The sequence below is a fragment of the Halomonas halodenitrificans DSM 735 genome (assembly GCF_000620045.1).
In the GTDB taxonomy this organism is placed as follows: domain Bacteria; phylum Pseudomonadota; class Gammaproteobacteria; order Pseudomonadales; family Halomonadaceae; genus Halomonas; species Halomonas halodenitrificans.
This window is the reverse complement of sequence record NZ_JHVH01000016.1, coordinates 88,963-99,405: the sequence shown is the minus strand read 5'-3', so window position 1 is coordinate 99,405 and position 10,443 is coordinate 88,963. Positions and strand designations below refer to the sequence as shown.

Sequence of the window (10,443 nt, the reverse complement as noted above, 5' to 3'; positions counted from 1 at the left end):
CCGCCACGTCTTGTCGGCAAAGTCATGAGCCGGACAAGCATCACCGCACTCAGGACAGGGGTAGAGGCTGCCGCGCTCGGCTTCGACGTAGAGATCCAGCCGGTGGGGCGATACGGCGGTATCCAGGTGCTGGTCCTTGAGAATCCAGGGCGCTTCCAGGCCCAGGCCGAGGGTCAGAATCTGGGTGCCGTCCATGCCATACCTCCTGTCGTCGTGGAGGTCATATCCTGACCCAGCTCAGGGGGCGAATTCCACACCCAGCGTCGAAGAGCCACAATATCTCCCATGTCACCCAGCTGGTCTCGAACCTACCCGAAACCTCGCTAAAAGCGCTTGCAAGAGATTTTTCAGAATTGCCTGAATTTATTTCGGAAAATCTTCCAGAGATTCTGGTGAATGCATCCGAGCTAGCACCGGAGCGCCTTGCATGTCTCGACTTTGAGATTAAAGATCTGGATAAAATAAAAGAGCACTCTGAAGTTGTGCGGCTCATGTTCGAGAAGGGATTTTTCGAACTTACGATCCCGAACTTGGAATACGTCTACCAAGCGATTTTGGGAGAGAACGATCTTGAGAAACTACGTGAGAGGAACTTCACGACCATACGTTTAAAGAATAATACAACCTTGATTAAGCGAGTTGAGCGCGATTTTGATCTCTACCTACGCGATATCCTTCTTTCGCTACAAGGAAATTCAAAAGAGGATGCTCCCGCTATTCTCGCCGTGCTTCGCCACGATACGCTTGATAAAAATGTTCTTTGGGAGTTTCTTGAACGGCAGACGACCCTGCTGCCAACTCTAGAGGATGTGCCCGATAGATTGCACGCAATGCTGTTCAAGATAAATATGATTGAACCAAGCTGGGTGAACTGTCTTGCTTTCATGGAAGCGGATGGGTTCGAAGCAGATAGCCTAGTTGGCTACCTTGAACGAGATGTTGTCCGCGGCGCTATCCTACAACACCCTATCCCAAGCGACTCGGACTCACAGCAGCTGCGTCAATTCCTTTTCGAGGCGGGCTCGCTATCTGATGCTGCCTATAATGAATATGTTCATGCCTTGCCGAAGGCTTTCAGTAAACTACCCGAAGGATTGGAATCAACCAAGCTTCGAATCGTGATTGATGAAGGAAAAATAACATTCACTAAGGAGAGTCTCGACGCGCTCGCTGATAATAGGGATTTGCAGATACTATTCGTCGCAGCCAACATCGATACATATCTGGTGGATCCAGAAAAATTTGCACTCGACGATGACTTCCGAGAGAAACTTCTTCAATCTAAAATTGGTAATGTGGACAAGCTCAGGATAGTCGAATTGATGGATCTAGGGGCGCTTGAGGACCTTCCCGAGCGATCAGCGATTATCGGCCCGGTTATTAACAGCACTGACGCTATCTTATCCAACCTTAACAGTAGTATTGCGAAATCCCTTATAATAAACTCCACGCCTATAGTGACGCAAATTTCACTCTTTAACAAATATCACTCTCTTATGTCGAATGACGAAGTGCGACATGTCTTAGCTAACTTGCCCCAACCATTCTCCGAAATAAAAACTGGCTACTATAGGCCGAGATTGAAAAACACTACTGAGAATCAGGCTTTAGTCGAATGGCTTAAGTCAAGAGAAATTATTTCTTCATGGAGTGAGGATCGCTTCTCAAATGACATCATAAGAGTTAATCCCTATAGGAAATGACAAATAGCTTCCAAATTCTGCACTGTCGCGGCGACTGCGACTCTGCCAGAAGCGCCACACACCGAACGACCGCTTATGGCCGAAAGCCGCCACTACCTGAGGGCTGTGTCGGTCTTGCTTACGAGGCTCCCCAAGCCACTCACCCGCATCATGCGCCTCACCACCACGTCCAACAGCCGGCCGTGCCCGTTTCGATCAGCGTGAGCCAGTGCTTGGCCTGGGAGGCATCCCTGTGTGTCAACCTGAATCCATACACCGGCTCAGTGAGTTAAGCTCAATATCAGAGCCCGAGGTTCAGGAGCCCGTATCATGCCGAAACCGCCAACCGAGCTGCCCGATCATCAGGTCACGCCGAATCCCCTGTGTGTCAACCTGATTCCATACACCGGCTCAGTGAGTTAAGCTCAATATCAGAGCCCGAGGTTCAGGAGCCCGTATCATGCCTAAACCGCCAACCGAGCTGCCCGATCATCAGGTCACGCCGAATCCCAAGCTGGAGAAACGCACACGTCGTCAGTTCTCGACCGAATACAAGTTGCGCATCCTCGCAGAAGCCGATGCCTGCCAGCATGGTGAGCTCGGGCAGCTGTTACGCCGCGAAAAGCTCTACAACAGCCAGCTGACCACTTGGCGCAAGGAGCTTGCCGAGAGCGGCGTGGAGAAGCTCCACAAGACCGCCCCAGGGCCGAACCCGAGCAAGACGCCGGAGCAGAAGCGTATCGAGGCACTGGAGCGTGAGAACGCCCGTCTTCAGCAGAGGCTCTCGACCGCCGAAGACTGCCTATCGCTCCAAAAAAAAGCGCTATCGATGCTCGATCGCATGAACAATGGGAGCGAACCATGATCACGGTGCTCGAAGAGCGCCCGGCGCGCCTCCCATTGGCCATGGCCTGCCGAGCCCTGGGCATCAACCGCAGCACGGTGTACGCCTGGCGAAAACGCCGCCATGAGCCTTATACCGGAGCTTCAACGTCGCGCCGGCATTGCCCGCAGCCCAGGGCCCTGTCGGCCGAGGAGCGAGCGAAAATGCTGGAGATCGCACATAGCGAGCCCTATCGGGATCAGCCGGTGTATGAGATCTATCACGACCTGCTGCAGCAAGGGATCTATCTTGGCTCGCTCAGCACGTGGTACCGGCAGCTGCGTGAGGCCAAGGAGAGCGGTGACCGCCGTCCTCAGCGTGCTCCCCAACACCATGCCGTCCCACGCATCACGGCAAGGGCCGCCAATGAGGCCTGGACGTGGGACATCAGCAAATTGCCCACGCGGCGACGCGGCGTCTACCTCAACCTCTACGTGGTGCTGGACCTGTACAGCCGCTTCATCGTGGCCTGGATGGTCTCCCACAAGGAGAATGCCGCCTTGGCTCAGCAGCTCTTCCAGGAGGCCGTGGATCGCTACGGTATCCCGCATGGCGCACTGACGCTCCACCAGGATCGAGGCTCGCCGATGATCGCCCGGAGCTATCTGGATCTCATGGGAGAGCTGGGGGTCACGTGCAGTCATAGCCGGCCGCGGGTCAGCAACGACAACCCCTTCAGCGAAAGCCAGTTCAAGACCAGCAAGTACCAGCCCGATTACCCGGGGCGCTTCGAGAGCATCGTCCATGCCCGGCAGTGGTACAGCGCTTACGTCGACTGGTACAACCTGCTGCACCATCACAGCGGGCTGGCTGGCTTCACGCCGGAGCAGGTCTTCACCGGCCGATATCGCGAGATTGCCGAGGTCCGCCAGCGAGCGCTCGATGACAGCTTCGAGGCGCATCCCGAGCGGTTCCTACGCGGACGCCCAAAGGTGGCGCTGCCACCGGACAGTGTCTCGATCAATCCAGTACAGCCCGATGACGACGACCCGGCCCCCTACAGCGTGGTGAACTTCCCGACGCTATCGGCGGCAGGTGCCACCGCGACGAAATCGACACTAATTTTTAACGATCTGTCCGAATCAGGTTGACAGGTTCCGGCATCGGCGTAGTCCAGCTTTTGTTTCTGGGTTGGGTTGAGGGGGCCTCTTCGCTCCCTTCGTGACTGACCACCACCCGATTCCTGCCGCCGCGCTTGCCGGCGTAGAGGGCGCGGTCCGCCTGCTGAATCAGCTGTTCCAGGTCGGCTTCCTCGTCGAGAACTCCGGCGACACCGATGGTGACGCTCAGGCGTTGGTCGGGCATGTCTTCAATTATTGTCAGTTCGGCGACCTCTTCTTTCAGACGCTCCGCGACCATTCGAGCGTCATTCAGATGGGTTCCCGGCAGGGCCACGATAAATTCCTCCCCTCCGAAGCGTCCGATGACATCCTGGGGCCTGAGTGATTGCCGACAGGCTGCTGCGATCGCGGACAACACTCGATCTCCCTGGCTATGGCCCCAGGTATCGTTGATGGTCTTGAAGTGATCCACGTCGATCATGAACAGGCTGAAGGGTGTCTTGTCGAATCGACAGCGCCGCAACAGCGCTTCGGCGCACGCCATGAAGTGGCCACGAGAGTCCAGGCCGGTTAGCGCATCCTGCTCGGCAACCCTGCGCAGCTGAGTCTCCAGCGATTGGCGGTGAGTGATCTCCTCGATCAGCTGGTGGTTCTGTACACGCTCCTCCTGGAGAAGCGCGAACTGCTTGCGCTGCAGCTTCTCGAGACGCAGCAGGGTGAAGAAGCCGACGCCATTGGTCATGATAAGCAGCAGCGTCGTGCGCATCACCACCACGGGAGAGGCATCCGCCGCTATCACGGACGCAACCAGAAAGCCGATGCCCAGATAGAGGCTGGCGACTGCCGCGACGGGCAGCAGGTTAGGGATGAGCAGGTAGAAGGCAATGGTGGCAGCCACGACCGCCGGCACCTGAGTCGAGAGGGTCTCGGGACGCAAGGGAACGATCAGTATGATGCCGGTCGCCAGTATCCAGAGTGGCAGGGCGTGCAGCCAGGCATGGCGAGTATAGTCACCCAGACGTCCGAGCACGAATGCCAGGATCAGGCATGAGGCGACCACCAGCGTGCGCATGGTGATCAGCAGGGTGAACTCCAGGGTCAAGCCGGTATAAAAATAGTCCGAGATGGCAAACATGGCGTAGATCAGGGTCGCCACACTCAGCGTCAGACAGGTTTCCGTTCGTACTCGCGGCTCGATGCTACTGCGATACAGCGCCTCTCGGCTTGCTTCGTGAAACTGGCCGGTCAGCGGGTGAAGTTGATGTGTTGTTCCTGGTGCCGGCAAGACCCGATTCTCCCGGTTGATAGACATGTCGCTGTTGGCCAGGTGCCGTGAAGGCGCCTGGCCCTGATTCAGAGAGAATACTCGAGCCAGGCCCTGTCTGTCGTTGAATCAGACTAAGTGGTACTCACCGACGACTCGGCAGCATTGATGGCACCGCCTCTGGCGCTAAAGCCGACCAGGCTTACGGGAAAACGCCTTTGGCGTTGGCTCCCTTTTGGAGCCATGCAGAGGGAATGGCGAGAGCGAGCTTTCACAACAACTCGTTCGGTACGGCGAGGGTTGACTCAACTCAAGTGATTATCCCAACTCAGATCGAGCCTATCGATTCGCCGTGGTGGAGAGCCGTCACCCGGAACGCTATAGAGCGCGCCATGACCCGATGACACCCAGAAGCCGCCGTGTCCGTCCGGCAGGGCGCCGGCGGCATCCGGGAGGTGGTGGCTTGTTATCAGCCGTTTTTCGTCTCGGTCCAGTAGCAGAACCCGATGCCCCCGAGGGGCGGTGATCAGGGCCCGGGCGGTGTCGGGGGCCATGGCGACACTGGCGATGTAGTGGCGCAGTTCATCGGTGAGGTCGTCCGGCAGCGTAAGCTCCGTAAACTCTCCTCGTGGATCGCGATAGGCCAGCAGGGGGTGGCGCTTCCAGGCCGGCCCCTGAAACTGGTATCCCGCCAATACGCCGCCGTCGGGGGCAACGTCCAGATGACGACAGCTCAGCTGGTGGTGACTCGGGGCATGGCGCTCAAGGATCTCGCCGCTCGTCCGGTTCACCTGCAGGAGTGCCGGTGCCATGTCGTCCAGGTTGAGCTTTACCCGACCATAATCGGGATGCGTGCGGATGCCACCGAGCCCGACCATCAGCGTCTGGCCATCCGGCATCAGGCGCAGCTCATGGGGGCCGGTGCCGGCGAGGTCGATGTCGCCCTCGAGGGTATAGCCGTCATTCGCCGCGAACACGCGTATCACCCCCGCACCATCCTCGATGCGGTTGGCGGTGGCATAGAGGTGCCGGCCGTCCGGGGAGTAGGCGCCGTGTCCATAGAAATGGTAGTCGGGACCGGCCTCGATGCGGGCCGTTTCGCGTTGTTCGATGCCGTCCAGCACATGGATCGAGCGTCCCGGACGCCTGGCAAACAGTGCGATCTGTGGATGCCCCGGCCGTCGACAGCCGCTGTGGCAGCGTTCCGGCACGGGGATGCGGAAGTGACTCCCGGTAGCCGGCTGGTAGCCGATGAGCTGGTGACCCTGGGCGTCGTCGATGGCGCTCCACAGCCAGGTGCCCCGGGGCTCGCTCTGTGCCCAGCCAAGCGGCGGCAGGCCCAGGGAGCCCAGGCCGGCCAGCGCCGCCTTGAGAAACTCACGTCGATGCCACATCGCTAGTCCCCATCGGTGGCGTTGAAGCCTCGTGCGATGCCCAGGGCCGATGCGATCTCGCGGCCCATCCAGTTCAGCTGACTCACGTCGATATAAAGGCCCTGCAGGGTGGAAAAGGCGGCCGGGTCTTCCAGGGCATGAGCGATACCGCCCTCGATGTCATCGCCCTCGATGTCATCAACATTGGCCTGCGCCTGGTGAAGCCGGGTGGCGAAGTCATCGTAAAGGCCTTCCTGACCTGCCTGGTGAAGCAGGGGGCGCAGTCCCGGGAGATAGGCCTGCTCCAGCCCGGCGAGGCTGGCCCCGATCAGCAGGACCGATTGCCGGCTTCGCCATGCCTCGGCCAGGTAAGCATTGGCTGGCTTGCCCGACAGGCCCAGGGGGGCGGCGAGCCTCCTGGTTTCCATGGTCTCCAAGGCTTGCAGGCCGGCTTCCAGCGTGGCCTGGGTGTAGGTGTCGGTCTCCCGGTAATGATCGCCGAAGGCCTGCCAGTCGTCATGCAGCTGGTGAGTCGTGGTTTCCAGGTGCCGGGTGATGGCCGAGAACAGGCCACAGGCCTGCGGGGCCGCCAGGGCATCGGGCGAGTCCATCCGGTCATCGAACAACAGGTATTCCAGTGCCGGAAACCCCTGTATGGCCACGCTGTCGTCGGCAATGGACTGCCTGTTGGGTGGGGTATCGGCCTTCAGCCAGATCGAGGCCTTCTGGCCGACCAGGTTCTTGCGGTCGGGCCAGAACTGCAGCTGCCATCCGCGGCTCTGCTGCTCGATCGGGCCGAAGTTGACGAAGCGAACGGCCTGCCATGCCTGGTAGGCATCGCGCCACAGGCTCTCCAGCGATGCGCGCCCCTCCGGAGAGGGGGCATGACAATAGTCGGCCGCCTGCTCGGCGAGCCGCCGAGCGTCGCGCTCCAGCTCGGCGTAGCCTTCACCGATGGCCTCATGCCAGAGGCCGCGTGCGGTGGATGGCGCGTCGGCCATCGCCGCCGGTGCGACGCCGGCCATCATCAGGGCCAGCAGGCCGGCCCGGCCCCGTCGGCCCGGGAACGCGATTGGGGTGAACTCAGACATCACAGCGACTCCATGAAGCGCAGCAGATCCTGGCGGTCGGATGAGGGTAGGGTCCTGTAGCCCGCGGCGGCAGGTTCGGCTTCGCCACCGTGCCACAGGATCGCCTCTTCCAGTGTACGAGCCCGGCCATCATGCAAGAAGCCGGCCTGGGGATTGACCTTCTGGGCGAGCCCGATCCCCCACAGCGGCGGCGTGCGCCACTCTCTGCCGGTCGCCTCGAACTCCGGCCGCCCATCCGCCAGTCCTTCCCCCATGTCATGGAGAAGCAGATCGCTGTAGGGCCACAGGATCTGGTCGGCGAGTGCCGGCCGTGAGGCGTCGGCCGCCGTGCGCTGCCGCGGCGTATGACACGCCGCGCAGCCCAGGGTGTTGAAGGTTTCGGCACCCGCGGTGACTCGCGGATCCTCCATCTGACGGCGCTTCGGCACGGCGAGGCTGGAGGCATAGAAGGTGACGAAGTCGGCAATCTCGTCGCTCACTTCCGGGGCGCCTCCGTGGGGCATCGTGGCGCAACCCTGGTTCGGCCGGCAGTCGGTGTGCGGGAAGAGGCTCGATGTCAGGCCCATGTCATCGGCGAAGGCGCGCAGGTTCTGTTGCTCGATGGTGGGTTGGCCGGCCTTCCAGCCGAAGCGCCCCAGCACCGTCTCACCTTGTCGTGCGTCCCAGACGCGATTGATGCGCCCCGAGATGCCGTCACCATCCTGGTCCTGCGGGTCGGCACGCCTCGCGATGCGCTCGGCCGGAATGGCTTCGAGGAGGCCCAGGCCAATCATGGGCGGGGCGACCCGCGGTGAAGTGAGCAGCTCGTCGGGCAGCGCTCCATAGGCGGGGTCGGTGATCCGGTACTCGGGAACGCGCAGGGAGACGACGTCGCCGTCGCCTAACGTGATCGCCTTCTCGGTATAGCCGACTTGCATGTTGGCCTCGGCGTCGAAGCCGGTGATGGCGGCCGTCTGCAGCTGTCCCCCATAGTGCGGCACGGGATGGATGCCCTGGCGCTTGAGCGCCTCGGGGTCTGCGCCTTCCGAGGGTAGCGACAGGCGCAGGAACAAGGAGACGGAGCGTTCCTGGCCGCTCGGGGGATGACCACGGCCATCCTTGATGTGGCAGCCCTGACAGCTGTTGGTGTTGAGCAGGGGGCCGAGCCCGTCGCGGGCATCGGTACTGGCCGGCGCTTCCACCCAGGGGTTGCGGAAGAAGCTGTTGCCGACGCTGAAATCCAGGCGCTGGGTCATGGCCATGTTGCCCAGCGGAAGAGAGTAGGCGTTGTGGTCGAACTGTGCCACCGAGCCTGCTCCCCCGCTATCCGGCGTCATCTGTACGGGGGGCTCGGCGTGCGCCGATAGTGCCATCGAGGCAGCCAGGGCGCTGCTCAGCATGGCATGGACAAGGGAGGGGCGTCGGGACATCGAGGAGGACCTTGGGGTAACGGATGTTGCCATGACAAAGGCCGCCACAAGCCAGGCTGGCGGCGGCCATGTTCAAGGGGGAGGCGTGGTTAGAAGTTGTGGCCTGCATCGTCGGATTGCAGGCTGTTCACCCCGAGGGTTCCCGCCGCCTTCTCGATCGAGCCGGTCTGCATGACCAGGGCCAGGATGGCCTCGTTGATGATGTTGGCGCCCTGCTCATTCCCGGGGGCGATCATCATGTCGAAGGCCATGGGGGAGCTCTCGGCCTCGGCGGCTGCCTTCAGGTCTCCCAGCTCGGCCATGGTCGCTTCCAGCTGCTCGCGGAGCTGGGTGTCGAGCTCGGCGTCCTGCTGGGCCAGCAGGTCCGACGGAGAGGGGCCTTCCATGACGCTGCCGTCCCGGCGCTCATATTCGCCCAGATAGACGTTCTGTATCCCTTGTCCGTTATAGAAGTGCGAGTTGTGCGTATTGTCACTGAAGCAGTCATGCTCGTCTTCGTAGGAGTTGGCCTCCAGTGCCACCTTCAGGCGCTCGCCGGCCAGCTCACCCAGTGACAGAGAGCCCATGCCGAACAGTATGCGCCTGAGGCCTTCCTGTGCGGGCTGTGCGAGCAGTGTCTGGCGATAGTTGTCCTGCTGATCCGTCGACCACTGGGCGACCATCCACTCCAGGTCACTCACCAGCAGGTCGGATGCGGCATCCAGGTAGGAGCGGCGGCGATCGCAGTGGCCGTTGGTGCAGTCATCGCCGGTCAGGTAATCGCTGGCCGGCCGCTCGCCGTTGCCGCTATCGAAGCCGTTGAGATCCTGGCCCCAGAGCAGGAATTCCAGGGCGTGATAGCCGGTCGCCACGTTGGCCTCCGAGCCGCCTGCCTCGTTCAGGTCGGCGAGCAGCTCGGGCGTGATCTCGCTGACATCGAGCGTCTTCCCGCCGATCTCGATGCTGGTGTTGGCCACGATGTTGGCGGTAGCCCCGGCATTGCCCAGCTCGTGCTGATAGTCGTCGCTGGCGACATAGTCGATCATGCCTTCATCCAGCGGCCACGCATTCAGCTGACCCTCCCAATCATCGACGACGGGATTGCCGAAGCGGAAGACTTCACTCTGCTGATAGGGAACACGCGCCTCAAGCCAGGCTTCGCGGGCCGCCGAGAGCGTTTCGGCGGAAGGGGCCTCCAGCAGGGCATCGATGCGTTCGTCGAGCGCCCGGGCCGCCGCCAATGAGTCGGCATAGGTGGCATGGGCGACATCGGCATAGTGGCTGACGACCGACTCGGGAGTGACCGTATCCTCCGCGGCGAGGGCGCCGACCGGGATAAGCGAGGCGAGGGTGATGGCGCTGGTCAGCGGAAGGCGAGCGGGCAGGGAAGTCATAAGGCTCCAGGCGGGCGTTTGTTAGTTGATAATGAATGGTTTCCATTATCAACAATAGTGCAAGTCGTTACCTCATGTAAATATGATTTAGTCGCATTTGAGAGATTTGGCATGGCTCAGCTGGCGGCAGACGGGGCCTCCACGATGTCTCTTGCGCTACCGAGCAGCGCGATCCGGTGAGTATCCTGCACCCTGCCAGCGGCACGAATATCACCGCGGTGGTGCCTGCCTGTGCCCTCGGTTTCGCCTGATGCATCCGGTTCCCCGAATACGGCTCTCAAGGGTCTGGTGAGAGTGACAGGCGATA

Annotated in this window: 7 protein-coding genes and 2 pseudogenes; 3 read left to right on the top strand and 6 right to left on the bottom strand. The window is 61.0% G+C overall.

Going from position 1 to position 10,443, the window contains the following annotated elements:
• Positions 1-195: pseudogene (locus Q358_RS0108935) on the bottom strand (ISL3 family transposase); the annotation flags it as partial.
• Between the two features lie 77 nt (positions 196-272).
• Between Q358_RS0108935 and Q358_RS16975 the strand changes: the two are divergent.
• The 3 genes and pseudogenes from Q358_RS16975 to Q358_RS16970 all read left to right on the top strand — a co-directional run.
• Positions 273-1,703: pseudogene (locus tag Q358_RS16975) on the top strand (P-loop NTPase fold protein); the annotation flags it as partial.
• 439 nt (positions 1,704-2,142) lie between these two features.
• The gene (locus Q358_RS0108925) at positions 2,143-2,547 is read left to right on the top strand and encodes a transposase (protein ID WP_027961730.1); all 405 of its coding nucleotides are present in this window, start codon (positions 2,143-2,145) and stop codon (positions 2,545-2,547) included.
• The gene (locus Q358_RS16970) at positions 2,544-3,656 is read left to right on the top strand and encodes an IS3 family transposase (protein WP_051530273.1); all 1,113 of its coding nucleotides are present in this window, start codon (positions 2,544-2,546) and stop codon (positions 3,654-3,656) included. The genes Q358_RS0108925 and Q358_RS16970 overlap by 4 nt, the downstream gene beginning before the upstream one ends.
• Here the strand turns inward: Q358_RS16970 and Q358_RS16965 are convergent.
• From Q358_RS16965 to Q358_RS0108895, 5 genes are all read right to left on the bottom strand, one after another.
• A complete protein-coding gene (locus Q358_RS16965; RefSeq protein ID WP_051530272.1) occupies positions 3,631-4,938 on the bottom strand; it encodes a GGDEF domain-containing protein in 1,308 nt (435 codons plus the stop codon). The genes Q358_RS16970 and Q358_RS16965 overlap by 26 nt on opposite strands.
• A gap of 257 nt (positions 4,939-5,195) precedes the next feature.
• Positions 5,196-6,284: a DUF1513 domain-containing protein gene (locus tag Q358_RS0108910; RefSeq protein WP_027961729.1), complete on the bottom strand. Its 1,089-nt coding sequence runs from the start codon at positions 6,282-6,284 to the stop codon at positions 5,196-5,198.
• A gap of 2 nt (positions 6,285-6,286) precedes the next feature.
• A complete protein-coding gene (locus tag Q358_RS0108905; RefSeq protein WP_051530271.1) occupies positions 6,287-7,354 on the bottom strand; it encodes an imelysin family protein in 1,068 nt (355 codons plus the stop codon).
• The gene (locus Q358_RS0108900) at positions 7,354-8,706 is read right to left on the bottom strand and encodes a di-heme oxidoreductase family protein (RefSeq protein ID WP_245598299.1); all 1,353 of its coding nucleotides are present in this window, start codon (positions 8,704-8,706) and stop codon (positions 7,354-7,356) included. Before Q358_RS0108900 ends, Q358_RS0108905 begins: the two co-directional genes overlap by 1 nt.
• Positions 8,707-8,852: 146 nt before the next feature.
• Complete coding sequence (locus Q358_RS0108895) at positions 8,853-10,136, bottom strand: imelysin family protein (protein ID WP_043487945.1); 1,284 nt, start codon at positions 10,134-10,136, stop codon at positions 8,853-8,855.
• Positions 10,137-10,443: the final 307 nt, after the last annotated feature.

Bases quoted from the DNA above. Each gene is read 5' to 3' on its own strand.
- Q358_RS16965 (WP_051530272.1), bottom strand. From the start codon at position 4,938: ATGTCTATCAACCGGGAGAATCGGGTCTTGCCGGCACCAGGAACAACA.
- Q358_RS0108905 (WP_051530271.1), bottom strand. From the start codon at position 7,354: ATGTCTGAGTTCACCCCAATCGCGTTCCCGGGCCGACGGGGCCGGGCC.
- Q358_RS0108900 (WP_245598299.1), bottom strand. From the start codon at position 8,706: ATGGCACTATCGGCGCACGCCGAGCCCCCCGTACAGATGACGCCGGAT.
- Q358_RS0108925 (WP_027961730.1), top strand. From the start codon at position 2,143: ATGCCTAAACCGCCAACCGAGCTGCCCGATCATCAGGTCACGCCGAAT.
- Q358_RS0108910 (WP_027961729.1), bottom strand. From the start codon at position 6,284: ATGTGGCATCGACGTGAGTTTCTCAAGGCGGCGCTGGCCGGCCTGGGC.
- Q358_RS16970 (WP_051530273.1), top strand. From the start codon at position 2,544: ATGATCACGGTGCTCGAAGAGCGCCCGGCGCGCCTCCCATTGGCCATG.
- Q358_RS0108895 (WP_043487945.1), bottom strand. From the start codon at position 10,136: ATGACTTCCCTGCCCGCTCGCCTTCCGCTGACCAGCGCCATCACCCTC.